The 24,598-nt window shown below is 41.4% G+C and carries 29 protein-coding genes and 1 tRNA gene; 14 read left to right on the top strand and 16 right to left on the bottom strand.

Annotation, left to right across the window (positions count from 1 at the left end; genetic code table 11):
• Positions 1-5: 5 nt before the first annotated feature.
• From msrB to SU86_RS05740, 3 genes are read right to left on the bottom strand one after another with little or no spacing between them, the layout of a single operon-like run.
• On the bottom strand, positions 6-413 hold the full coding sequence (gene msrB, locus SU86_RS05750; RefSeq protein ID WP_048188110.1) for a peptide-methionine (R)-S-oxide reductase MsrB: 408 nt from the start codon (positions 411-413) through the stop codon (positions 6-8).
• A 37-nt stretch (positions 414-450) separates the two neighbouring features.
• Positions 451-2,064 carry an FAD-dependent thymidylate synthase gene (locus SU86_RS05745; RefSeq protein ID WP_048188108.1) on the bottom strand — a complete coding sequence of 538 codons (1,614 nt, stop codon included), beginning with the start codon at positions 2,062-2,064 and terminating at the stop codon, positions 451-453.
• 30 nt (positions 2,065-2,094) lie between these two features.
• Entirely contained in the window at positions 2,095-2,373 is a 279-nt protein-coding gene (locus SU86_RS05740; protein WP_048189277.1) for a hypothetical protein, read from the bottom strand.
• A 125-nt stretch (positions 2,374-2,498) separates the two neighbouring features.
• On the opposite strand from SU86_RS05740, the gene SU86_RS05735 reads away from it, so the two are divergent.
• The 3 genes from SU86_RS05735 to SU86_RS05725 all read left to right on the top strand — a co-directional run bounded on the left by SU86_RS05735 (position 2,499) and on the right by SU86_RS05725 (position 5,699).
• On the top strand, positions 2,499-3,407 hold the full coding sequence (locus SU86_RS05735) for a CdvA-like protein (RefSeq protein ID WP_148550818.1): 909 nt from the start codon (positions 2,499-2,501) through the stop codon (positions 3,405-3,407).
• A 59-nt stretch (positions 3,408-3,466) separates the two neighbouring features.
• The gene (gene acs, locus SU86_RS05730; RefSeq protein WP_048188107.1) at positions 3,467-5,359 is read left to right on the top strand and encodes an acetate--CoA ligase; all 1,893 of its coding nucleotides are present in this window, start codon (positions 3,467-3,469) and stop codon (positions 5,357-5,359) included.
• A 61-nt stretch (positions 5,360-5,420) separates the two neighbouring features.
• Positions 5,421-5,699, top strand: a complete 279-nt coding sequence (locus SU86_RS05725; RefSeq protein WP_048188105.1) for a hypothetical protein — start codon at positions 5,421-5,423, stop codon at positions 5,697-5,699.
• A 4-nt stretch (positions 5,700-5,703) separates the two neighbouring features.
• Here the strand turns inward: SU86_RS05725 and SU86_RS05720 are convergent, their stop codons facing one another.
• Positions 5,704-6,051 carry a hypothetical protein gene (locus SU86_RS05720; RefSeq protein ID WP_048188103.1) on the bottom strand — a complete coding sequence of 116 codons (348 nt, stop codon included), beginning with the start codon at positions 6,049-6,051 and terminating at the stop codon, positions 5,704-5,706.
• Positions 6,052-6,105: 54 nt separating this feature from the next.
• Positions 6,106-7,131: a flap endonuclease-1 gene (gene fen, locus SU86_RS05715; protein ID WP_048188102.1), complete on the bottom strand. Its 1,026-nt coding sequence runs from the start codon at positions 7,129-7,131 to the stop codon at positions 6,106-6,108.
• A gap of 77 nt (positions 7,132-7,208) precedes the next feature.
• Here fen and SU86_RS05710 point away from each other — a divergent pair.
• From SU86_RS05710 to SU86_RS05690, 5 genes are all read left to right on the top strand, one after another.
• Positions 7,209-7,306: transfer RNA gene (locus SU86_RS05710), tRNA-Ser, on the top strand.
• 111 nt (positions 7,307-7,417) lie between these two features.
• Entirely contained in the window at positions 7,418-8,224 is an 807-nt protein-coding gene (locus SU86_RS05705; RefSeq protein WP_048188100.1) for a ParB/RepB/Spo0J family partition protein, read from the top strand.
• An 89-nt stretch (positions 8,225-8,313) separates the two neighbouring features.
• Positions 8,314-9,027 carry a hypothetical protein gene (locus SU86_RS05700; protein WP_048188098.1) on the top strand — a complete coding sequence of 238 codons (714 nt, stop codon included), beginning with the start codon at positions 8,314-8,316 and terminating at the stop codon, positions 9,025-9,027.
• 89 nt (positions 9,028-9,116) lie between these two features.
• On the top strand, positions 9,117-10,973 hold the full coding sequence (locus SU86_RS05695) for a glycosyltransferase family 2 protein (RefSeq protein WP_052755555.1): 1,857 nt from the start codon (positions 9,117-9,119) through the stop codon (positions 10,971-10,973).
• The gene (locus SU86_RS05690) at positions 10,974-13,643 is read left to right on the top strand and encodes a polysaccharide deacetylase family protein (protein ID WP_048188097.1); all 2,670 of its coding nucleotides are present in this window, start codon (positions 10,974-10,976) and stop codon (positions 13,641-13,643) included.
• Here SU86_RS05690 and SU86_RS09930 read toward each other — a convergent pair.
• Positions 13,640-13,957, bottom strand: coding sequence for a hypothetical protein (locus SU86_RS09930; protein WP_052755552.1), 318 nt, complete (start codon positions 13,955-13,957; stop codon positions 13,640-13,642). The genes SU86_RS05690 and SU86_RS09930 overlap by 4 nt on opposite strands.
• Before the next feature lie 22 nt (positions 13,958-13,979).
• Complete coding sequence (locus SU86_RS05680; protein ID WP_048188095.1) at positions 13,980-14,456, bottom strand: SRPBCC family protein; 477 nt, start codon at positions 14,454-14,456, stop codon at positions 13,980-13,982.
• 74 nt (positions 14,457-14,530) lie between these two features.
• Here SU86_RS05680 and SU86_RS05675 point away from each other — a divergent pair, with 74 nt between their 5' ends.
• Genes SU86_RS05675 through SU86_RS05660 form a run of 4 tightly spaced genes read left to right on the top strand, consistent with a single transcriptional unit; the run spans position 14,531 to position 16,930 of the window.
• A complete protein-coding gene (locus tag SU86_RS05675) occupies positions 14,531-15,817 on the top strand; it encodes a coiled-coil domain-containing protein (RefSeq protein ID WP_048188094.1) in 1,287 nt (428 codons plus the stop codon).
• Between the two features lie 2 nt (positions 15,818-15,819).
• Positions 15,820-16,233 carry a Mov34/MPN/PAD-1 family protein gene (locus SU86_RS05670; RefSeq protein WP_048189271.1) on the top strand — a complete coding sequence of 138 codons (414 nt, stop codon included), beginning with the start codon at positions 15,820-15,822 and terminating at the stop codon, positions 16,231-16,233.
• A gap of 36 nt (positions 16,234-16,269) precedes the next feature.
• Positions 16,270-16,602 carry a hypothetical protein gene (locus SU86_RS05665; protein WP_048189269.1) on the top strand — a complete coding sequence of 111 codons (333 nt, stop codon included), beginning with the start codon at positions 16,270-16,272 and terminating at the stop codon, positions 16,600-16,602.
• 4 nt (positions 16,603-16,606) lie between these two features.
• On the top strand, positions 16,607-16,930 hold the full coding sequence (locus SU86_RS05660) for a hypothetical protein (protein WP_048188092.1): 324 nt from the start codon (positions 16,607-16,609) through the stop codon (positions 16,928-16,930).
• Here SU86_RS05660 and SU86_RS05655 read toward each other — a convergent pair.
• The 4 genes from SU86_RS05655 to SU86_RS05640 are packed head-to-tail and all read right to left on the bottom strand — an operon-like array spanning position 16,927 to position 20,156.
• Positions 16,927-18,282, bottom strand: a complete 1,356-nt coding sequence (locus tag SU86_RS05655; protein WP_048188091.1) for an ABC transporter permease — start codon at positions 18,280-18,282, stop codon at positions 16,927-16,929. The genes SU86_RS05660 and SU86_RS05655 overlap by 4 nt on opposite strands.
• Positions 18,279-19,331, bottom strand: coding sequence for an ABC transporter permease (locus SU86_RS05650; protein ID WP_048188089.1), 1,053 nt, complete (start codon positions 19,329-19,331; stop codon positions 18,279-18,281). Before SU86_RS05650 ends, SU86_RS05655 begins: the two co-directional genes overlap by 4 nt.
• A gap of 31 nt (positions 19,332-19,362) precedes the next feature.
• On the bottom strand, positions 19,363-19,740 hold the full coding sequence (locus SU86_RS05645; protein ID WP_048188087.1) for a response regulator transcription factor: 378 nt from the start codon (positions 19,738-19,740) through the stop codon (positions 19,363-19,365).
• Positions 19,737-20,156: a type II toxin-antitoxin system VapC family toxin gene (locus SU86_RS05640; protein ID WP_048188085.1), complete on the bottom strand. Its 420-nt coding sequence runs from the start codon at positions 20,154-20,156 to the stop codon at positions 19,737-19,739. The genes SU86_RS05645 and SU86_RS05640 overlap by 4 nt, the downstream gene beginning before the upstream one ends.
• 101 nt (positions 20,157-20,257) lie before the next feature.
• Between SU86_RS05640 and SU86_RS05635 the strand changes: the two genes are divergently transcribed.
• Entirely contained in the window at positions 20,258-21,100 is an 843-nt protein-coding gene (locus SU86_RS05635; RefSeq protein WP_148550816.1) for a hypothetical protein, read from the top strand.
• On the opposite strand, the gene SU86_RS05630 is transcribed toward SU86_RS05635, so the two are convergent.
• Positions 21,097-21,411 carry a hypothetical protein gene (locus tag SU86_RS05630; RefSeq protein WP_048188081.1) on the bottom strand — a complete coding sequence of 105 codons (315 nt, stop codon included), beginning with the start codon at positions 21,409-21,411 and terminating at the stop codon, positions 21,097-21,099. The genes SU86_RS05635 and SU86_RS05630 overlap by 4 nt on opposite strands.
• Before the next feature lie 117 nt (positions 21,412-21,528).
• On the opposite strand from SU86_RS05630, the gene SU86_RS05625 reads away from it, so the two are divergent.
• Positions 21,529-21,765, top strand: coding sequence for a hypothetical protein (locus tag SU86_RS05625; protein ID WP_048189267.1), 237 nt, complete (start codon positions 21,529-21,531; stop codon positions 21,763-21,765).
• Here SU86_RS05625 and SU86_RS09380 read toward each other — a convergent pair.
• From SU86_RS09380 to SU86_RS05600, 4 genes are all read right to left on the bottom strand, one after another.
• Entirely contained in the window at positions 21,762-22,676 is a 915-nt protein-coding gene (locus SU86_RS09380; RefSeq protein WP_148550814.1) for a cupredoxin domain-containing protein, read from the bottom strand. The genes SU86_RS05625 and SU86_RS09380 overlap by 4 nt on opposite strands.
• Before the next feature lie 60 nt (positions 22,677-22,736).
• Positions 22,737-23,333 (bottom strand): hypothetical protein, encoded by a 597-nt coding sequence (locus SU86_RS05610; RefSeq protein ID WP_048188079.1) that lies wholly within the window; start codon positions 23,331-23,333, stop codon positions 22,737-22,739.
• A gap of 20 nt (positions 23,334-23,353) precedes the next feature.
• A complete protein-coding gene (locus SU86_RS05605) occupies positions 23,354-23,590 on the bottom strand; it encodes a hypothetical protein (RefSeq protein WP_148550812.1) in 237 nt (78 codons plus the stop codon).
• A 90-nt stretch (positions 23,591-23,680) separates the two neighbouring features.
• The gene (locus SU86_RS05600) at positions 23,681-24,568 is read right to left on the bottom strand and encodes a carboxypeptidase-like regulatory domain-containing protein (RefSeq protein WP_148550810.1); all 888 of its coding nucleotides are present in this window, start codon (positions 24,566-24,568) and stop codon (positions 23,681-23,683) included.
• Between the last annotated feature and the right edge of the window lie 30 nt (positions 24,569-24,598).

Genomic DNA, 24,598 nt, shown 5'->3' with positions numbered 1-24,598 from the left:
ATTTATTAATGATGTTCAGCTTGTGATTTTTCCAGATTGAGTGATACGGAATTGATACAAAATCGATTTCCTGTTGGGTTTGGACCATCCTCAAAGACATGGCCCAAATGCGCATCACACCTTGCACACATTACCTCGGTGCGAACCATCCCGTACTTGGTGTCTCGCTCGTATCTGACATTATTTTCACTGATTGGCTCCCAAAAGCTTGGCCAGCCAGAACCAGAATCATATTTGGTGGATGATCTGAACAGCTCATTCCCACAACACTTGCAGCGATAAATTCCATCTTCCTTAGAGTAGGTGTATTTTCCAGTAAATGGAGGCTCGGTTCCCTTTAGTCGGCATACCTCAAATTCATCTTGGGTCAGCTCTTGTCTCCACTGTTCGGTTGATTTTTCTATCTTTTCCATGGGTGTGATTGTGAGGTGTGATATTATAGGATTATTCCTATTTGGATGATTTACGTTTTTCTTCTATTTTCTTTTCCGACTCGAATCTTTCCAGATCATATGATTTGAGGTCAGCAAACTTGATTATCTTGGATATGTTTGGATGCTTTTTTTGGATTGCCAAAAACATCTTTTGAGCTACTTGCCTGTAGTCAATGTGGCCTTGCGGTATTGTTCTTAATTCGATTAGATGTGTTGCTTCTCGCAGATTCATGCTCATAAAGAACGGATAGTTGTATGCAAAATTCACAACATACTGCGCTTGTTGCGGCATCTTTGCCCTCATACCATCAAATACTGACTTGGTGTTCTTCATACAATTTTGGTATTCTGATTGTATGCCAAGCTCGACTATTTCCTTTGGCATGACAAATCCATGATCCGTGGTTAGTAATTGTCGCTCCATTGTTAGGACTCGATGTCTGTGCAGATCACGAAACATTCCAAAGTTTCCTATTACATCAAAGGTATAGTTTGTCATCTCAAATGCCCTTGGCGGCCGGTGCCTTCTGTTTTCTCGAAGCTTGGCATAGTCTGATATTATTTTTGATTTTGCAGTTTTGCTGAGTTTTTTAACCATACGCAAAATCTCGCCATATGGGATTGTTTTTGATTCATACAAAATGGCAGAAACGATCTTGTCTTGAGCTTTTGATTCCGATTCATAATCAACCAGACTTACCAATGGTCCGGAATGTTTTGGTCTGGCATGATACTTTTTTGATAATGAGTAAGATGTTTTTTGTAGTGATTTCAGATAGTTTTGCATTGCTACCCCATACTTGTCAGTGGCGCGTCTCACAAAGGACTGGATTGTGGTATCAAGCTCATGCTTGATTTTGTGCGCAATTGCACGCTCTTCCCCTAGTTCCGAGCCTAACAGTATGGTCAAAAGATACTCAAATGCACGCCCATTTCCTGATACGCCAACATTGGTCAGAGTCGAGGCTGGCAGCAGTCCACGTAGAATGTCTAGTGCCTTTGCCTTTGTGGATGCATTATAGATGAATGTTGCAGACTTTCTATCGGATTCAATTTTCAGATTGCCAAATGAAATCTCTTTGCCGGATTCCGAGTCCTTGAACTTTAGCTTTTCAATTGGCTCTTTTTCCCGCACCATTTTGAGCATTGGCTCTATGTTTTTAGAATAAACATCAAAGTCCAGATTACACGCTTGTAGGTATGAATCAGCAAACTTTGATTGCATGATTGTCTTTTCTCGCAAAAACTTGTACTCTCCGTTTACCTTGTTGCCCCACGAGACATATCGAGATGATTTCTCTAAATATGATAACCCGATTCTGCGATCCTCAATTTTTTTTACTGCAATGTTTGATATTCCTTCAATGGCAATCTGCGCAATACCCAGTTCTGCAACAGAATCATCACCATACTCGATCAAAACTTTGTTGTAAAATTCTTCTCCGCGGTTTTCATTTGATAAAAACTCGTCCAGAAAAATTCTGCGCATGCTTTTGTCTGTTCTGGAATAGCGAGACATGAGTGCTCCGCGGTCTACCTGTCGCGGAGTTATGATTGCAAACACTGAATCATCAGAGTTTGAAAAATGCTTTGATAGCTTTTCTTTTTGCTCTGGAGTAAACTCACTCAATATGATTTGGTTTTCTCAAATCTAAATAAACTATTTTCGTTTTATTTGTATGAGATCTGTCTTTGGAGTGGATCCCTTTGATTGCCATCTCAGCAAGACCTCCTTTAGGGCAGCTGCGTCGGCCTCATTTTCTGTGTATAGCAACATGGTCATCCAATGTCCTTTCTCACCTGCTTTTCCGCCAACCGAGTTCATCCAAAAGTCAGATGGCAAATTCTGCAGTGCCTTGTTCTTTGGGTCTCGCGACAGCTCAATCCAGCGCTTTGAGACAAAATTTAGGATTTGGTCCAAGCCGTCTTTGTCCAGCATGATACCACTCCAAAACAAATCAAATTTTAAAATTGCGCCCAAATTGACTAGGTTAACTTCTTCTTACCAAAACTAGAAGACTTGTTAACATTTTGCCGGTTATATGTTCCGCTCAAGTTTTACCAATGAACAAGGACGAAGTAGAGATTATTGGCAAGCAAGTCAAAGACATGTATGGCACCCAAATGGGTAAGGTCATCGGTACTATAACCGACATTGATGGCTCCATACAGACTGTGGGCGTTGATTGTGGTCTGCAAGGACTAACTCAAGTCCCATTTGAGCAACTAGTTGTTCAAGGCGAAGTCGTAATCTACATACCGAAATGGAGACTCGACGCACAACGATTCCTCAGAGAAAAAGGACTCACAATAAGACGACTAAAGGCGTTAATCGACATTGTCTCAGAAAACGACGAAATGAAAGATGATGCAGAAATCATCCACGAAAAATACAAGTCAAAACTGCTAACGCTAGAGGAAGCAGAAAAGCAAATCGCCTCGGCACTTGGCTCACGTCTCGAAGAGCTAGGACTGCAGCTAAAGACTGTAAAGACATTGTTGTTTGACGCAAAGGTACAGTTCAAGAGCAACGAAATCTCTGAAGCAAAATATGATCTCATAAAGACACACACTGGAGAGATAATGGAACACATCGACCATGAAAAGGCAGAGATCCTAAACATTCAGCGCAGAATAACGGATCTTTCCTTGGATGGAGTTCGCACTGATGTGAACCAGCAAGTCCAAATCCAACAATCCGCAGTTTCATATCTTGTTACAAACACAACACAGGGACAACAAGTAGAGCCAACTCCAAGTGCACCTTCCTATTCACCTGAAGTACAACCTTCAGAGCAAGCAAACCACAGCGCACCTTCACAGGTTCAGCCAATCTTTGCACATTCTACACCTTCTCCGGCCGAAAATAGGGAAGAAGTAGCTAGTGCGAATTTGCCTCAGCCACCGACGACAAACGCAGCTGTAAAAACAACTGAGAGATCAGACTGGTTTGCAGGCATGGAAGCACAGTAAGGGGCACAAAATCCCTTTTTTCTAAAAATTTAGAAACCACCAAAGCTGTATTTTATTTCGTGGATTCTTATTTTATCGGCCTTGGCAACAATGACATCAAAACCCGCAAAGAAGCATCAATTGATTATGTGAAATTCTGGGAGTCGCAGGCACAAAAACTGCACTGGTTTGAGCTCTGGACAATACCTCTCCAGTGGAATCCACCCTTTGCAAAATGGTTTGTTGGGGGCAAGCTCAACGCATCATACAATGCACTGGATGTGCAAAACCCAGCCAAGACTGCCATATTTTGGGAGGGGGAAAACCAAGAGCGCCGAACCATCACATATGGAGAATTATTGGACCAGACCCAAAGGCTGGCAAATGCCCTAAAGTCACTTGGAATCAAAGCCGGTGATAGAATCACAATATACCTCCCAATGGTGCCGGAGCTAATTGTATCGGTTTTGGCATGTGCAAGAATTGGGGCAATTCACACCGTGATATTTTCAGGCTTTTCGGCCCAATCCATCAAGGACAGGGTGATTGACTCTCAATCAAAGATAATCATAACTGCAGATGGTGGGTATCGACGTGGAAACATTGTCAAGCTAAAGGACATGATTGACTCTGCTGTGTGTGATTTGAGTTTTGTCCAAAATGTCATAGTACTAAAAAGAGCAGGCAATCCGATTTCCACCCAAAGTAGGGATTTATTCTGGGATGAAATAATGCAAAGCGCATCCAATACCTGTCCTGCAGAACCACTAGATGGGACTCATCCGTTGTACATTTTGTATACCTCGGGAACAACAGGAAAACCAAAAGGTGTTTTACACGATACTGGTGGATACCTAACTCATATCTCTGCGACATTTAGGTGGGCATTTGATGTCAAGGATTCCGATGTTTATTTTTGCTCAGCCGACATTGGCTGGGTCACAGGACATAGTTATGTGGCATATGGTCCTCTGATTTGTGGCGCAACTCAGGTAATGTATGAGGGTGCACCAGACTATCCAAGCCCTGCAAGAATGTGGGATTTAGTCCAACGATATAAAATCACCATACTATACACCACACCAACTGCCCTGCGAATGTTCATGAAATTTGGCGATGCAATCCCAAACTCGCATGATCTCTCATCACTGAGGCTGCTTGGAAGCGTTGGTGAGCCAATCAATCCAGAGGTCTGGAAATGGTACTACACCACAATCGGCAAATCAAAATGTCCAATCATAGATACGTGGTGGCAGACAGAAACCGGGGGCATGATGATCTCACCGCTACCAGGCCTTGAGACCATTCCCCTAAAGCCGGGCTCTGGAGCATTTGCCATACCTGGCGTGGATTTGGGCATAGTCGATGAATCTGGCAATCCAGTCACACCTGACACCAAGGGATACCTGATAATTCGTAAGCCCTGGCCTGGAATACTGACCACACTGTGGGGCGATGATGAAAAATACAAAACCGTATACTGGTCAAAATATCCCAACTCGTATTATACTGGGGATTATGCCGTTCAAGACAAGGATGGATACTTTTGGCTCTTGGGAAGAGCAGATGATGTACTAAAGGTAGCAGGACATAGAATAGGAACTGCAGAGATTGAAAGCAGTCTTGTATCAAACCATTCCATATCGGAGGCAGCCGTTTGTGGCATACCTGATGATATCAAGGGCGAAGTAATCATTGCATTTTTGGTTCCAAAGGATGGCGTATCTGTTAATGATTCACTAAAGGCAGCAATCATAGAAACAATACGTAAAGACATTGGCGCAATCGCAACACCACAGGCCATCTATTTTGTATCCAAATTACCAAAGACTAGGAGCGGCAAGATAATGAGGAGACTCTTAAAAGCAATTGCATCCAATGAGAAAATCGGCGATGTTAGTACTCTGGAAGATGGCGCCGCAGTATCTGAAATCCAGATTGCGTTTGATGATCTAAAAAAACAAATACATTAAGTGCTTGTTGTGCTTTTCAAACAAACAAGTGATTAAACTTTATGCGTAGTACTATCGTACTATGAGGCTAGCACTTTTTCTAATTGTGGTTGGGTGTGTTCTTTTTGTGCCGCTAGATGTATTTGCTCTTACCAAATCACTCCATGACGTTCACTACAAAGTCGGAGCACCAGCAGATATTGTACCGTTTTTGGTGCTGGGTGGAATGTTTTTGGTGACATTATACGGATATTACAAGTCAAGCCATGTTGGAAAATATGACAAGTTCACCCTACACTGCACGAAATGCGGCAGCTTTACGCGCGGCCTAAAATGTGTAATTTGTGAAGCAAGAAAATAATAGATTAAGGCTGAATCGCTGCCTTTAGTTTTGCCAGGTTGCTCTTTGCCTCTTTTTGGGCCAAGTCCTTTGCTGCCTTTAGGTCTATTCGTGCCTTTGCAATGGCTGCCTTTGATTCGGCGTTTATCTGATCTGTTGGGATGTTCTTTGAGATTGCAGCCCGTGCATCAGAGTTTGCCTTTTCAATTGCTGCCTTGAAGTCAGATTGAGCCTTGTGGATTGCCTTTTGGTAGGCAGTCATGATGCTTTTTACCTCTTCTTTGCCTGACTTTTGAGCCAGGGCATCGCCTGATATGGTGACTGAAACCAGTAACACCGTCAGTATGGTAATTGCAATCAGTAGCGTCTTCATGATCTGAAACTTTTGATATGATTAAAAAATATTACTTATCAATCATACCAATGGTTAGGTAAACCACTGCTCAAGGGTATGGCTGCGCTTTATGGTGCTTTTTTGCAGCCTATTCAACGATGATTCGGCTCTATCACGAGAAAAGCTTCGCTCATCTGATAGGTATTTCACTATTCCAATATAGTCTGGCTCACCAAACTTTATCTCACTTACCTCGGCTACCTGCGGATTCAAAAAGATCTTGCGTATCTCATCATATGGAATGGATACAAGCTTGTCCTGAATTTGTGGTACATCTTCTAGTCTGCCGTGTTCTTTGATCATCTTTAGAGCAGTCTTTGGGCCGATTCTCTCAAACCCGTCCGGATTAAAGTCGGTTCCAATCAAGATCCCAATGTCCACTAGCTGTTCTGGCGTGACTCCAAGATCGGATAACACTTTGCTGGTGTCGATTATTTCCGGCTCGATTTCGATGTAGGTGTTTCGGCTGGGTAATTTTCTTCTGCCGGAATTTGTAAAGTTGCGGACTAGCTTTTTTGCCCCAAACAATATCGAGTCATAGTCTTGGCTTGCCGAGGCATATGCAAGGCCTGTCTTGGTAAGGTGAGCTGCCGTTGCCTCGCCTTCCGATGGTGCCTGGATGTATGGTATGCCAAATAATCCCAAAAGCTTCTTTGCATCTTCTACCATTCCATCCTGCATGGATGTGGTCTGCTGGGCGTATTTTCGAACATCCTCCATGTTGCCCTCAGCCAAAGCTTTTTCGTATCTGATGGTGGCTTCTTTTTTTATCTGGCGCCTTCGCTCTACTTCGGCTGCCTTGAGTGTTGGCGATTTGCCATCAAAGACATAGACTGGTTTTATTCCCAAGGACAAAAAATTGATGTTCCTATAGAACAATCCTGAAAGATGGCTAGTTACTCTTCCCTGAGAATCTGATAATAGCATTCCATCAGGTCCGCGAATTATTGAGAGAAATTGGTAAATTGTATTGTATGCATCAATTGCAATCACTTTGGATGCAAACGATTCTAATGTGGTCTTCTCCTTTGTGATTAGTCCCTTTAGGTCTAAGCCCATTAGTATTGATTTGATTTTGCTTGTTTTTGTATTGTGCGATTTGCTATATTAGGGACTGTTCAATTTGTAATTGTGGTGCCGGGTTAGCCTAGTGGTACGGCGACCGCCTCGAGATCATTCTCACTGGATAGCGGTTGTGCATTCGCACTCAGGGGTTCGAATCCCTTACCCGGCGCTCTTTTTCCGATCCATCTTGTACGAAATTCAGAGAAAAATTCATCACACAAAGGCAAATTCAATTTAACCAACCCCTTTACTAGCTTCTTTTCTATCATAACGTCAACTGATGTCTCAAAGATATCGACAAAAAATTCATTATCGCGTAAAGGTTATTCCAATCAAAAAGATTCACGTTTGGGACGAAGCTCAGGCAAGATCCCTTGATCGAGAAGGTATTGCAGAGCTGGCAAAATCAATTAAAAACGAAGGACTTCAAAACCCACCAATGGTTCAAAAAAATGGCAAGGGCCAGTTTTTGCTAATGTCTGGTCAAAGAAGACTGGCAGCTCTAAAACGCCTCAGAGCAAAAAAGATCCCCGTTCTGGTATTAACCAAAGGATACGACTTGGAAAACGCCAAAGCAGCATCAGTCATTGAAAATCTACACCGAAAAAGCATGAATCCAAAAGACATGGCTCACTCTTGTAGCTTTTTGGCAGAAAAGATGGGCGTATCAAAAGGTGCAAGCTCACTAGGAATCTCCAGAAAGACATTCAAAAAATATGTGGGATTTGCGGCATTGCCAGGACCAATCAAAAGTATGGTTCCAGGAACCATTTCTAGCAGTGTTGCAATAAGACTGCACGAAATCGTACCAAACGTCAAGAAATCAATCAAAATAGCACATCGAATAGCAAGGCTTGATGCCAGAACCCAGAATGCATACCTCAAGGCACTGGCAAGGCATCCACGCGCAAACCATACTACTCTCCTACGACAGGCACGATTACTAGCAGTCAGACAGACTGTGCCTGTCACCCTACCCAAGACGTATGCCAAGCGACTAGAGCGCATCTCGCTGTATAGAGAGGAGGACCCAGAGACATTGGCCCAGCAGATTGTAGTATCTTGGCTATCAAAGAGAAAGCGATAATATCATACCATCTTATCCAATTTTGAAAAATTTGTTTGTTTAATTCGCTCACCAAAGGTATCATATTTACAAAAACCCCCACAAAATAGTTGGTCAAGCACATCAGTCGTGTATCAAAGGAAGAAGATCTAAAGAAGCATTATAATCAAAACACCGATGCTGCAGATGAATGGTCGCACATTACTGGTGTTGGTTCTAAAATAGATTCTCACGATGCAATGGATGTTACTGATAGAGCAATCTTTTTCTCAAACAAACCACAATTCCAAACAAAACAAGAGATCGTACAAGAAAAATCTAATGAATTCAAAGAAGACATGAATAATACTCACCAGTATCAAAAATTTGTCAATGTTTTGCTTCAAGAAAAAGTAAAAAACGTTAAAAAAATGTTGGATGCTGAAAAAAAATTCGCCGAAGAAATGAGCTTTTTCCAAGATACGATCAAAGTCAGACCTGAACTTGAAAAAATTAACCCAAAATACATCAAGGAATCAGACGCTACCACTCTAGTCAAAAATCTGGAAGAAGACTATTCCAAAACGCAGATGCGCTTAGAACATGAGCAATCTGTAATAGAAAAGACAAAGAATCAGTTACAGACAAAACGTCAACAAATAGAGCAGCTAAAAGAAGAATTATCATACATCACACAAAAGCAGAAAAAAGAACAAATTCCAGACGATCCAATCCTTACCATAAAGTATGAGCTCAAAAAGCTTGGAATACACGACGACTCGGGAAGCATCGCAAAGGCACTAGAATCCCTCTCAAAGAAGATCAACCCTGAAGGCCACTCATAACATCGAACTGATCTATACACATCTTTGATCTCTGGAGTCAATTATTGTGACAATAATGCACAACAATTACAAAATTTTAGATCAAACACTTGGATAATTTTAGGCTGGCAAAGTGTACCACATGTAAGACAGAGATGCGACTGGACCAAAAATCCATTCGATACCAAGACAAGTGGTTCCATGCATATTGCTTCAAGCAGAGCATACTCTCAAAGGAAAAATCACCAGAACCATCAAAGATAAGCCAGACCCTATACAAGGCAGTCATACTGTCTGAGCAGACCTATCAAACAAAACAGATACAAAAAATATCCACGCCCAAAACAGAGGAGCCGCCAAAACCGACTCAAGAACCAAAACCTGAACCAATTCGCTCAAAGACACCTACATCTCCATCAAAACTGAAATCTGCACAAAAAATGCGTCCAGATCCAGTCCTCATAGTTTTGGCAGTTACAATTTTCTCATTGCTCTTTTTTGCTGCATATTCAATTTACACGCTGCTCAGCGTACTATCAATTGGCATTGCAGGAATCATTGCATTTTACCATATCTTATCCAGAAAGGATCCACACACGCAATACCAGTATAAGGCAAAGGGAGCATCGTTTTACTCTATTGCCATATTGGTGATGCCATTTGCATTTGGAGTAATTAACGCAATAGATGCGATTGGTGCATTTGAGCCATTTACAGGATTGGAAAAATACCAGATTCTAAATCAAAATACGATATTTGACTCAATAAACCAACTGGATGGGCAACGTAGTGCAATGGCAATAATTCAGGCGATTTTTGTGTGGTCGCTTACTTTGTCGTTTTGGCAGACGATGCTTTTTGTGCCACTTGCAATTCGCAGCGTTACACGTGAATCACAGCTCAAGGACCCACAAGTATGGCCAAAAATCAGCGTAATCGTTCCGGCATACAATGAGGAAAAAGTAATCGAAACTACCATCAAATCCTTACTTTCTACTGATTATCCAGACAAGGAAATCATAATGGTTGATGATGGTAGCAAAGATAACACTCTGGCAATCGCATCACAATTCAAGGATCAGATCAAAGTAATCCACAAAGAAAATGGTGGCAAGGCATCTGCACTAAATCAAGGATTGTTGTATGTGACCGGTGACATAGTTACTATAGTTGATGCCGACACAATAATTGGCCATTCCTCGCTAAAGCACATTGCAAGGTCCATGACTGAAGAAAATGTAGCTGCAGTTGCAGGTAACATCAAAGTCCGCAACAAGATCAACTGGCTTACATGGTGCCAGTCTCTGGAATATCTCTCTGGCATTCAGATAATGAGGAGGGGCCTTGATTATTTTGGCGCAATCACCATAGTTCCTGGTGCGCTTGGTGCATTCAAAAAGAAAAAACTTGAGGAGGCAGGAACATACCACAAAGAAACGCTAGTGGAAGACTTTGATGCTACCATGAAGGTCTTGCGTTCTGGCATGATAGTTAATGGAAGCAACAAGTCCATAGCATACACACAAGCTCCACAAGCATTTGCCGATTTTTACAGACAACGCAAGCGCTGGTATAGGGGAAACCTACAGGTCCTAAGACGCCATTCTGATATTTTGCTCAACCCAAGATTTGGTTATCTGCACAAACTCTCATACCCATTAATGGCAATCCATATGCTTGTGATTCCATTTGCTAGCTTACTGGTGTGGATCTTTGCAGCATACCAGCTTATTCTAGGTGAGTACCTGTTTGTCGCATACACTTTGGGTCTATACATAACACTCCAGTATCTTTTATCGGCAATGGCTATACGGATGGACGGCGATGACAAAAAGATGATACTCTATTCTGTGTTCATGGTGGTTGGCTACAAGCAGATAATTGATTGGATGCAGATCAAAGCAGTGATTGAAGAAGTGCTTGGCAAAAAAGCAATATGGACTAGCGCAAAGAGGGTAAAGCAGTAAATGAAGTTTGCATTGATTGTAGTTTTGGCAATGTTTTGTGTAATTATACCGCAGGCATTTGCACAGGAAAAAACTGGTTCACTGGATGTTTTCATTAAAACCGAAAACAACGACAGACTATACCCACAGGGCATATCTATCAAAGTATACCAAGACTTGGGCACAAAACCAATCCAAGAAATTCAGTCCTTTGAGAACAATCCATTCACTATATCCTCACTAGCATTAAACCATCGATACAAAGTCGAAGTCTACATGAACAGCATGTATGCGAGCACCGGTTTTGTGGATGTGAAAAAAGAAAAAGAAACACTGGAAATCACAATAAAGAATCTTGGAGGAATGCGCCTCAACATATTCTATAAGGATTCGGAAACTCCGCTGGCAGGTGCAAAGGTACTCATAAAATCACACGATGGAAAACAATGGGATTATACTGAAACAGATCAAAACGGCCAAACCATACGAAAATGGCTATATCCAAGCGTCAAGGAGGGTGATTTTTACATTGCAGAGATCTCAATTGGCAGCAACATCAAGTATGTCTACTCTCCAATAAGACTCCAGCCAAACCTTGCACAGGAATTCAAAATCGTCACAAAGTGGCCCACGATTGTGGACAAGCTCATAACAGTTGAGGTCTATAATTCCACAAAAAACAAGGTCACAAAACAAGATGGTGCCTTCATTGCTCAATTGTTTGATTCTAAAAAGAACAAGGTTGCCGAAACCCTTGTCACTGACAAAGGTTTGGCACACTTTTCCAAGCTAAAGATTGGAAACTATGCTTTACACATAAAACAAAAAGACAGTACTGCCCAGACAAAGTCACTTGCCAGCAAAAAAATAACAATAACCGACGAAATTGAAACCCTGAAAATATACCTGAATAATCCAGAGATGAATAATCCGTATCTGAACTGTAATTGTGTGGCCTTCCGATTGGATGACATTCAGGACTATTATCTTGCACCTGCACAAATCGAGATAATCTCAACTTTTGGCAAAAAAGAAACACCGTTGACTGTGGGGATTATTGGCGGTGTAATCGGTGAAGACCAAAGAATAGTCACTACAGTCAAAAACGGACTTGTGGCCAAAAGCCCAATAGAAGTGGCAAATCACAGCTGGAACAACCGTGTGGTTGCTACCGTTCCAAAGGCAGACCAAGACAAACTAATCCAAGATACCAACGAAAAAATCAACAAAATATTTGGCGTAACACCAACCACATTCATCCCACCAGAGAATAAATTCAACAATGACACCCTGAATATTCTAAAGACTCGTGGCTTTACACACATAAGCTATGATGCAAGCACGGTGGAGCCACCATTATTCAAAAAATCATCATTCTACCACTTTCCAATTTTACCATCCACTGCGAATCTAAACGCACAAACCGGATATTGGGTTGCTGTTAATAATTCCAAAATTCTGGAAAAAATTGACGAGAGCATATTTGAATATGGCTATGTCGTTGTGATGATGCATCCTTACGAGTTCTCGCTGTTTGAGAACGGATATTATGTCAACAAGGTAAACGCAACAAAAATTGCCGAGCTGGAATCCTTAATCGATGTAATCAAATCACAAAACCTCAAAATTGTAACAATAGGGGATATCCAAAACTTTGACAAGCCCACATCAACAAAAACCGAAGAGCCAAAGCCGGAAGGGACTCAAAACTGTAACTGTGTCGCCTTTAGGCTTGATAATGTGCAGGACTTTTGGCTAAATGACGTCCAAAACACAATATTTGATACATTTGATCAGAGCAAAACCCCGCTTACATTTGCAGTGATTGGCAAGTTCATTGGCGATGATCCAAAAGCAGTTGGTCACATCAAGGAAAAATTTGAGACCAAGTCGCAGATTCGAATCGCAAGTAAAGGCTGGGAATATGTAGATCATACCTCGTATGACAAGGAAAAACAAAAGGCAAGCATCAAGCAAACAAATGATAAAATCAAAAAAATCTTTGGAAAAAACAATATCGTGTTCAGCCCTCCCTATGATACATTCAACAAAGACACACTTGATGCGGCAAGAGAATCAAAAATCATCTACTTTAGCTCAAGCATCACAAAGGATCCGCAACCGTTCCCAACTGATTCAATAAAACACATACCGAACACATTGTCTTTTACCAATCTGATCGACGATGATCCATTTTATTCTGGAACAATTCCTCAAAAGGCACAAGCAAAAATTCAGGCAAGCATCAAGCAATATGGGTTTGCTGTAATTAGCCTGCAGCCATCTGATCTGGCAGTAAAAACAGATGCTTTCAAAAATGAGATAAATTCTGAGAATCTAGAACTGCTAAAGGCGATTTTATCTGACCTAAAATCAAATCAAATCAATACTGTCATGCTTGAATCAATTCCGGATTCTCTTGATGTGATAGTGATTCCTGATTGGATCAAAAACAACGCCAAGTGGTGGTCAGAAGGTAAAATTGGAAATTCCGACTTCACAAAGGGATTGCAATATCTAATTGAGCAAGATGTGATAAAAATCCCTCAGACCGCACCGGGCTCACCAACACAGAAAATTCCTGATTGGATCAAAAACAACGCCAAGTGGTGGTCAGAAGGTAAAATTGGAAATGGTGACTTTGTCAAGGGAATTCAGTATCTGGTACAAAATGGAATTATCGTAGTCTAACTTGGAAAGCTAGAGTCCGGCCCAACCTTATCTTCTGGCTTTACGTCTTGGTCCCACTTGCCGCGAACTCCCCTGATCAGGAAAAATACGCCAGCTCCAATCAATGATACCACAATACCGAAAAACACTGCTCTTTCCTGCATCACATCAGAGCAACTCACCTCAACTTGTTTTCCGTCCATAAACTTGTAGCAATCGCCAAATTCTTGGGCTTGTATGGCAAAATTGTAGTGGTCCTGGCCAAAAACTCCTAGAACTAAAAATCCTGCAAAAATAAACCCAATTCCAATTAATGTAAATCTGATATCACTCATGAGTATGGTGTGGAATAGTGACTTATGTTGCTTTTTCCAGATTTTCTTTTAGGGTCTCTAGAGATTTTGAATAAAATGACTCCATAAAGGTCAAAAACTCTTCAAATTTCTTTTTGTCCGAGTCTTGACTGATAAGAAATGATGACCATCCAAGATTGCATGATTTCCCTTTTGGTGTGATGGATAGTGTTGCATGATATCCATCCAATGGTAGTCCGCTTGTGGCGATATATGATAGGTATTCCTTTTCCTTCCAACCCACTGCATATTCAATGACTGTGCTCCCGTCTGAAAACATTATCTTTCTTGCAGCCCCGACATCGTTTTTTATCTTGGATAGAAACTCGGTCTTTTTCACATCCAACACCCAGTCTGAAAGCCCACCAAAATTGCCTACTTCTTTCCAGAGTGTGGACACAGACACGTTAATTGTAATGGATTGGCTGACCATTCCGGAAAAACTGCCATTTTTGTTGTGGCTAAGAACAGTTTTGCTCATTTACTGGACGGTATGGCATGTGGTTTTTAAATTTTAGAAGATTCGACAGATATACATTTGCTTATTCTGGTATTATGCCAGAGATGGTTTTTGGGTGGGGCAAAAAAAAGCAAGAGGAACAAGACTCAATATCACAGACAAAAAACACGCTTGACCTAGACCAGATTGAATCTGTCTTGTCATCACTAAAGGAAGAAAAAAGAAAAAAAATCGTCACCCAGTCCAAGCCGTTATTTTCCGAGATGCAAGAAGAACTGAACTCCATATACAAAATAATTGATCACCTAAAAAACGACGACCTCAAGGTGGATGACATTGAAAAAATCCTGAGAGTTTTGGTGGTCAGAAGCAAAACCGAGGTAATCGACGTAATATCAAAAGAATCAAAAAAATCTCTACCTTCCGTATCTAATTATGACGATGTACTAAAAACAGCAGATGCTGCATCACACACATTAAAAAAAATCGGCGATGTTTTGGGCAAACATAGCAGAATCATTCACGTGTTTGCAAAAAAATACGCCCAAGACCTCAAGGATCATCTGGAGCTTGTGACAAAAAACAATGTCATAATAAGAAAAATGCTCTCAGATTATTCGTCACTGGAGTCATCATCTGATATGATCAAAGAAACGGTCAAGAAAATAACCGAGTCCTCACAAGAACTCAAAGAAATTGATCACCACATTGCAAAACTACATGAGTCAAAAGATACAGCAGAATCCTCACATCAGGCAACACAAAAACATCTAGCTGAGATTCGAGCCTCGCCTGAGCATGCCGGCTTTTTACAACTCCAAGACAAAATTAAGCAAGTAAAATCACAAGAGGAAAAACTAGACAAAGAAATTGACGACGAGTTCTCCAAGGTGTCTCGCCCACTTGGTAAATACGTCTATGTCACATCCTTGGACAAATCACTAAAATCAATCCTGGAAAGACTAGTTGAGAGGCCATCCGCAGTCATAATGTCAGAGAGCCGAGACTCGATAGTAACAATCCTTGAATCATGTATGAAAGGAATTGTATCTGGCACCGTGTCTGTCAAGGAGACGGACAAGTCAGTAGATAATATCACATCAATCATATCTTCGCTGGATACAATGATCTCAAAGAAAAACAACATCAAAACCCAAATTCAGGATCTGGAGCAACAAATCACCAAATTTGATTATAAGAAACTCGAATCCCTAGGAAAACAACAGGCAAAATCCAAATCTGATGCGGAAGACTCGGAATCCAAAATAAAGGCCCTCAAGTCTGAGTTTGCACAGAAAACACTACAAAAACAAAAACTTGTCTCTGATCTGGAATCTGCCTTGGAAAGACTAGGTACAAAATACCAAATCGTCCTGGATTGATCATGGTACAAAAGCTAGAGCGCAAAGTAATACTAAAAAAAGACGTCTGGAACGGCATCTTGTCATTTTGTAAGATGAAGCATCCCTCCGAAGGAATCCTAATACTAAAGGGAAAATCAAAGAAAGGAATAATCACCATTGACGGCCTGACAATTCCGCCGTTTTCGTATAGTGATCAAACATTTGCAGGATTTCCGCAATCATTTTTGCCGCTGGATCTGTCATATGTTGGAACTGCACATTCTCACCCAAGCGGTTCTGCAGAGCCATCGGTTACAGATTTGCACAACTTTTTTGGTCTGGTCTCAATAATCATCCAATCTCCATATGATAGCACAGACGATATCTTTGCGTGGGATTCCAATGCAAACTCAATCCCAATAACATTCGAGTCAGATGATGCGCAGAAAAACTGACAAAACTTTAAATCCTTTTTTAAGGCAATGATTGTGTTGTATCCAGGTTATAGAAAATATCTGATTTACCTATTTGCATCCCTTGCATTTAGCATCGGTATTCAAATCTTATTCCAATATCTAGGGTTCCCACCATTTACGGGATTGGCAGTGGCACTGGCAGTGTTCATCTTATTGCCAATTTGGATTAGACGAAGTCAAATGAGCAAGATGCGTGGCTATGGAGGCGAGTCGTCTGGAGGTGGATTCTTTGGCTTTAATTCTGAAGGTGGGGGAGGAGTCAAGTATGTATGCCTCACATGCAATCACAAATTCAAGGGAGCAACCTGTCCTAGATGTGGCTCCAAGATGAAACGCGCTGATTTCTAGTTACATGTCACTTGAAGATCTGAGGACAAAGGCAATTTACCAGAATTCGATTGACACTTGGATTGCCGCATGCGATGAAAAAAAGATAGACTGGTACGAAACCGAGCACTATAAAAAATTCATTGCACATCTTTTGCAGAATGGATTGAACCTCAAAAAATTCCCACTATGTATCAAAGAAACTGGTGGTATGTATGAGCGAGGAAAGGACAAGTCCAAGTTTGCAGAGATTCTAGCCCAGCTTACCGACCCAAACGCTGCGGCCTACACCATAAAGCTAAACGATCAGGCCCTCAAAATAATCCGAGATTTCAAGCTAGAAAACTAACGTCTTAGCTTTGGATTCACTATGGATTCCAAGGAATTACCAATAAAGACAAAGGCAAGACCAGTTATTGCAACCATCACCCCTGGCGGTATTATCCACCACCACAATCCTCGAGCAGCCGCCCCGTGGGATTTGGCATCATGAAGGATTTGGCCCCACGTTGGATATGTCGGATCACCTAGGCCCAAAAAGCTAAGGCCCGCCTCTGTAGTTATTGCGGCGGGAACCGAAATTGCGATGCTTGCAAGGGCATATGGCATTATCTGTGGAATGATATGGCGGAAAATAATCTTGGAGTCCTTTTGGCCCATCGTCTTTGCCGCATCAACAAACTGGCGAGTCTTGATCTGCAGCGACATGCTTCTTGAGACCTTGGCAATCCCAACCCAACCAAACAACATCAAAAACCCGATTAGCAAAAATATGCTATTTGATGTAGTGACAGAAAGAATGATCAAAAACGGCAATGCCGGTAGTGCATAGATTACATCATTTAGTCGCATCATGGACTCGTCCGTTTTCCCACCCTTGTAGCCAGCATAAACACCAAAGACCAATCCAGATATGACTGAGCCAAATGCCACCACCACACCGATGAATAGTGCAACCGGTGTTCCCCAGAGCAGTCCAATTGCCAAGTCTCGCCTCAACTCATCGGTTCCAATCGCACCAAATGCCTTTCCACCGAGGATCATCTTGGAGTCAAATGACTCGATGTTTTTTCCAGATAGAGTAATTACAAACTCGTATTTTCCCTTTAGCAGTTCATGTTGAGTGGTTTTTGCAAAAATTATCTCCTTTGCAGTCAAGGACTGTATTGGGTATGAGAATTTTTGTGATTCCAGCCTGAGATTTTTTCTAATGGATTCATTGGTTGAAAAAATCTTGTCAGTATAATCTGATGTCTGAGATGAGTGAGGTAATGCTGTAGATAATAATTCCAATGTTGTCTGGTCTGGCCTGATTGCTGTGATTTTTAGCACCGGTGAGCCGGAATACTGGGCATCAAACTGGAGCAGAAACTCGTTTGGGAAATAGTCATAGGAATAATCATCGGTAAATCTCTGTGTGATGATGTTCTCGGAGCTGCTCTTTTTGAGTGTGGACTGTGAAACATCCAGTATTTTGTGCTCTGGTATTTTTTTCTCAGAGAACCAGTTGACCCAGATTGGCAGCGCAGACTTTGGCAGCTCAGTCCAGCTAGCCGGATTGTTCCATTGCTTGTAGGTCTCTACAGGTATGGCAGTGGCAGTAAATACAGACAGCCCAACCAGTATTACTAGCATGGCAATGCCTGCAAGACCTATTCTGCTTTTTGTGAAACTAGACTTGATCTCAGAATAATCCGTCATGTTGTTCTGATCCTAGGATCCAAGTACCCATACAGTAAATCCGAGACAAAGATGCTCACCAAAAAGAACACCGTCAGAACATAGGTGGCGCCAATTATGACTGGTAAATCCATTAGTGTGATTGCCTCAAAGTACAGTCTTCCCATTCCAGGCCAATCAAAGACTGCCTCTGTGATTATCGCTCCTCCAAGTGAGCCTGAAAGACTCAGTGCTAGTATGGTAACAATTGGTGGTGCGGCATTTTTTAGTGCGCTTCCAAAGATTATCTTTCTGCGCTTTAGGCCTATTGTCTTTTTGACAAAGATGAAGTCTTCTTGCATTATTCCGGCCATAAAGTTTCTCACCAAATACGCCCATGTTCCAAATCCAATCAAGACGATTGTGATGATTGGTAGGGTCATGTGGTATAGTAAAGCAACAGCATAGCCTGGATCACTTGGCGGTATTGGCGGTGTTGCCCTTGCCGGAAAAATACTATACGAGAACGCAAATGTGAAAATCATAATAAGACCAATCCACCAAACCGGAAAACTACTGCTGATTATGGCAAATGCGGATGTGACCTTGTCGGTTTTAGAACCAATCCTGCTTCCAGATATTGCACCAACAAATATTCCGATTATGGAAATTATGATGGTTGCAGTTGTGAATAACAGTATAGTTCTTGGGAGTTTTTCAAGTATTATGTCACCTACTGCAGTCGAGCCAGAATCGCTTGTCAAAAATGCAGAATGTCCAAAGTCCAAAACCAGAATCTTGTACATTGCAAGGCCTATTCTGTTAGGCGAATACCATGGAGCATCAAGACCCAATGTCTTGGTTCGCTGCTCTATTTGGTTGGAAATGTATGAATTTAGCTCATCCGTTCCCGCAAATCCTGCCACTAGGTCCTTGTTTTCTACTATTTCTGCCCTTACCTGAATGGCAATTCCTTTTTTGAGTATTGCGTCCATGTTAGAGCCAACCAGAATCACAGTCAAAAACAAAGTTACCATGAGAACTCCAAACAAAATTGCGCCACGTTTGGCAAAATAGCGCTTGAGGCCCATTGGTATGATCTTGAGCGATTAGCTTAAAATCTTATTTCCCAAGTGTTGGCTTGACTGCCAACTGCGACAAAAGATTCACCATCGCAAATGGCTTGTCGATCAAATCTAGTGTTTCCTTGACTGAATCAAACTCTTCCTCTCTTGGCGTCATGTATGGGGATAGGAAAAAGACTCTCTGAGTAGGACTTGCTGCTCTTATCTCATCTTCTAGATTGGTGTCAATGTCTGTTTTTGTTGGCTTTTCCAATATGACCAGATCATATTGGCTGGTTTTTGTGGCAAATTTGTCAATGCATGATAGTGAATCTGAGACAAACTCTGCTTCGCATTTTTGCTGCATGAAAATGGACTTGTATAATTGGACTATTCTCTCGTTTTGCTCTAAAACCAATGCCTTCATCTTTTTCATCCCCACCTGATGTAGTTTCTTGGCAAAAATGCTTGGACGCCTTCCATCTTTGCTGTCTGTAGTAAGTCCCTATCAAAGCTGACCAAAGTAGAACCGGTTACTTTTGCAGTAGCCAAAATCAGACTATCAGATCTGTGGCATTCGTAATATTTTTCGGTAATTCTTTGTGATTCAGATAAAATCTCATTTGTCTTGTCCATCATGATTGGATGTTTACAATATTGGTAGACTCGCTCCATCGTAGTTATTGGATCAGAACCCGTAACTTTTCCTACCTCGCCCAAAATGATTTCTGGCATTACAAGCTTCGACTTGTATTTTTTCATTCTTTTTGCAATTGGTTTTAGGATTCGGCCTTCTTGGATCTCTTTTATGATTACATTTGTGTCCAGCACTACTGTCTGTAATGATTCCATGAATATGGTTAGCCTCAGCTATAAAAGCGATTTTGCAAAAACTGTATCATGTTACAATTTGTAACAAGTCATTAAATACGCACAAAAATCCAAAATGGGCGTTGTCTCAAAATGGCGACAGGTCTCTGGCAGAAAAGCTCGACGCGGCAATTGAAAACCTCTCAACTTGGTATAGGGTAACTCTAATCATGGTTATCATCGGATTATTGTCATTATCTGTTGTGATATCGCTATCACAGTATCATTTCCAAGAAGAGATTAACAAGCATGGAGAAATAAAGGAAATCAAGGATGAAAAGACAGGCCAAATCGGACTTGCATTTGTTCCAGACACTGATGAGATATTTTCCACCGACAGCGTTCTGAAACTATATACCACACAAGTCTGGCTGATGGCAAGTAATGGCGTGGTAATTGGATTGTTGTCGTTTTTGTTTTTGTGGATTACATCACGTGGTCAGTCATACAAAAAAGAGCTAAAGTCAATCGAAGGACAATTAATCCGACAATCATACTTGGTAAATTTTGAGACATCACTTCCAGAAGGCGAAACTAGGACTGACAAAATCTTAAATCATTCCAGTTTGGTGTTTCCAGAACTACAGGCAATTTTGCGCAAAGTAAAGCCGGAAGGAAAAAAGCTACCCTACAAGCAAAACCAATCCATTGGAAGTGAAACTATGGATGTTGTAGTATCGACAAAAAAGGGCTATTTTACAGTCAAGTTCTTTGATAATGTGAATGCGCAAACATTGGAGCAATTTGCAAACAATCTCTCCAAGTCTGGCAAGCCATTATTCAGAGTACTGTGCCTATCAAAAAACTTTGATGATGAATTACAGTCTGCCAAGCTTGCAACCATAATGCAGAATCTGAATCTGGACTTTGATATGGACTTAATTTTTGAGGATGATCAAGGCTATTCCATGTTGTGGATAAACTAATCCTTGTAGTCGCGCAAACCCATCACATATCTTACGTCTGGGTCAAAGTCGGTGCACTTTAGAAATGTGTTCTTGCCTTTTTCTGTAATTTTGTATTCAAATTTTGCCTTTGGATTTTGGCTTTCGCGAATTTCCACAAATCCCTTTTTTGAGAAACTCTCTAAAATCATTCTCAGCCTTTCCCGGTTTAGGTCAGAGCCTGGAGTTCCGGTAGTGATTTGGCGTAGATTCATCCATGTTCCAACCTTTGTTAGATATCCTAGGATGGCAACATTTGTGTCCCCGGGTGTTTGGTTGAATTTTCGCTCCACTTGATAGTCAAATCAAAACTCAGTTGATATTCCTTATGTGCTCTATGAGTAAATTTTTTGCACAAAAAACATGCACTGATCGCAATCTATTCTAATCTCTGCGATCAATTTCATATGATGAGTGCAAGCACCGTTCGCAAGGCAAAAAAGCTGGTCGAAGAGGGTAATGTGATCAAAATAGATGACGAATTATTTCAGGTCCGTTCTTCATCAGATCCTGAAAAGTCATACATGGTTACGCTGGATTCCTGCGATTGCCTTGGCTACAAGAACTTCTATAAATTTCACCACGGCAAGGGATTAAAGGCAAACTGCTCGCATCTGGAAGCCGTAAGAATATTTCTACAGGGCTAGATCTGAATTATTCCGGCATTGCTTAGGTATTGCAGACTTTTTGTAAACTCGGAATCCGTTATCTGGCCACTTGCCCACCAACCTGCGCTGGACTTGAGCCAAGCTGGGATGACCTTACTATTTGCGGGGTCACTTTTTTGAATCTTGATTATTTTTTCTTTTGCCAAATATTCGATTGCCTTGACAAACTCGGAATCTGTAATGGTGCCATCTGCCCACCATTTTGCGTCGGTTCTGATCCATTTTGGAATAGTTGTTTCTGAGCTTAATTCGATGTTTGTTATGGCTACCTGCGTTGGCAAGCCATACACTGCCTTGATTGTATATTTTCCAGGACCAATCATCTCTGTAGGAATGGTCTCTGCGAATGCACCCGTCTCATCCAATAACCCGCTCTTTGATTTTACCAGCTCATCGCCATGATATATCAGAATGTCATATGCAGTCTTTCTAAAATCGTGATGTTCTTGGCCTGAAATGAGAACCACGCCTTCGTCTTTGCTTGCAGTCAATGGGTTTGTGGTTTCTGGTTGTGATTCCACTGCTGTTTCAACTACAAGTTTTCCGGACAACCATGGGTGTAGTTCACAGAAATAGTAAAATGCAAAATTGCCCTTGACATCAAACTTTGTCTTGCCTGTCTTTCCAGGCAAGATCTCACTGGTCTTGAAGAACTTGCCAGAATATTCAGGATGTGCACCTATTCCGCTTGTCATTTTGTGTGGTACAGAATCCTCGTTTTTCCAAACAATGGTATCATCGTCCTTGAATGGTAAAATCTCTGGATATAGTTTGAGGCCAAGACTTTGTTCCGAGGTTCCAGGTAATATGGTGACTTGGTAGCTTTCAGCGTGTACATATTGTAATACGCCAAACAGTGCTAGCCCTAGTATTACATATGATGCTTGCAACACGTATTCTTTGTTGATATGATTTTCTGAATTTGTCTGTTCATAACAGACAAACACCACTCATTTTACAATCATTTGGGGCTTGAATGAATGCCTGTAGAACCACAACAATCCCAATGCTTCAAGTTGTTCTATTAGCAAAATCACATGCATGTTGACAAGCCAGCCACCTGTGGTGTCATTTAGCATTGCATATGATATTGCAAGAAAATATTCCAGATATTGGATTTGTGCTAATCCTTGAGTGTCTTGGATTTGAGGACCTACTAATTGCGATATTACATCTTTATCGAAACTCTTTTTGGCAAAGTTTTCTGCAATGATTTGTTTGTCGTGTAAGTATAGTTCGTTGCCTCGCTCTACTAGTAGTATGGTTGCACCGAAATATGCGGAAAATAAAACCAGCGCTAAAATTATGAATTTTGCAGGCCTGCCCCAGAGTGATTTTATCATCTGTTTTTTGAAGATCCTTCCAAACCTACCTAGTTTTTCCTTTTTTACTAAAATCACCAAAGATATGGAAATGGCAGAGGCAACACCAAGCATGCCAAACCAGTTGTCCAAAAAGAACTGCCCTGCCAATAGCCGTATTGGCAAAAATATGGCCATCGTAAAGCCCAAAATCACAAATTTTTCTCTCAGGTCCATCCAGTCCATAATATCGCACCTGATTCTAACTAGATCTTGGTCTTTAGGTCCTTGAGGTACTTGACGCTTATTCGGTATGCCCGGATGGCCGAATAGATCTCAAAGAGTTCCTTGTATGTGGGGTCTATTTTTTTGAGATCATCTCTGTTTATGCCAAAATCCGTAATGGTCTGCCAAATGTTCTCAAGCGAGACGCCTTCCTCATCAACCAATATTGATGATAGGTGCCTGCCTATTCCCTTGCCTAGACTGATGCTTGTGGACATCATGCCCGCCATGCTTTAGGTTCGATTATATCTACGGCGGAACTTGATCGGCTTTTCCAGTTCCAAAGTGGAACCTGATATTTTGGATAGTTATTTGAGATTTTTGTTATATGTTAGGCCCTTGACCTTTTTGCTGTTTATTTTAGAGTCTTGGTGCTTTTTTATCTTGGAGTGATTCTCTGTATTGTTTGCACTTCCGACATCGCCAATCTCGTTCTGGGTGCTTGCTATTTTATCAAAGTAGGCCTTTTTTGCATCGGCAAGCGAACCTCCATTCTCTAGGACCTTTTGCATCTCGTATTTTGCCTCCTCGTATACTTGCCTAGTATAGTCCATCTGGGCTCGTATTGTGTCCTTGGCGCGCGGGTCTATCTTTGAGATGTATTTGTTTTGCTCATCATACGAGTAAACACCGGCGCCTGGCTTGGTTGCGTTTATTGCATCACTTCTTTTTTGGCTTGCCGTATCTCGCTTGTCTTGGAGTGCCATCTTTTTTGCCTCGATTTCGTTTTGTTTTAGTTTGCGCTTGTTTTGATCCTCGATGAACTTTTGGTATTGTTTTTGCTTTAGTGCCTTGTATGGGTCATTTTTGAGATCTTTATCAAAATCCTTGGTATAGTAAATGTCATCAAACGTGCTGACTGTCTTTCCAACCTTTAGTGTAGTGCTGGCAAACCCTTTGAGGTCATACAATGTAGCAGAGATATTGACAGAAAATATTCCCTGTGATGTCTGCTCGCCGAACTCGTGCCTGAAATTGCCCTCTTCATCTGTTGTGGTGGTTATGGAGTTATCCGCAAAGCGAATCTTGAGCTCGACCCCAGAGACAGGCCTACCTACTTGGTCTGTTACACTGCCGTAGATTACCGGCTTTTGATTTGCCTCGATTTGGTCTTCCTCAAATTGAGCCTTTATTACCAAATCCCATGGCTTTGCCGCAAAGGATGTGGTGGTGCCAAAAACAAGAATTGCTGCCAATGCTATGGAAATTATACTATATCTCAATGA

Source organism: Candidatus Nitrosotenuis cloacae (assembly GCF_000955905.1).
Taxonomy (GTDB): Archaea; Thermoproteota; Nitrososphaeria; order Nitrososphaerales; family Nitrosopumilaceae; genus Nitrosotenuis; species Nitrosotenuis cloacae.
Note: the sequence above shows the minus strand (reverse complement) of the source record. Positions and strands in the feature narration are given on the sequence as shown.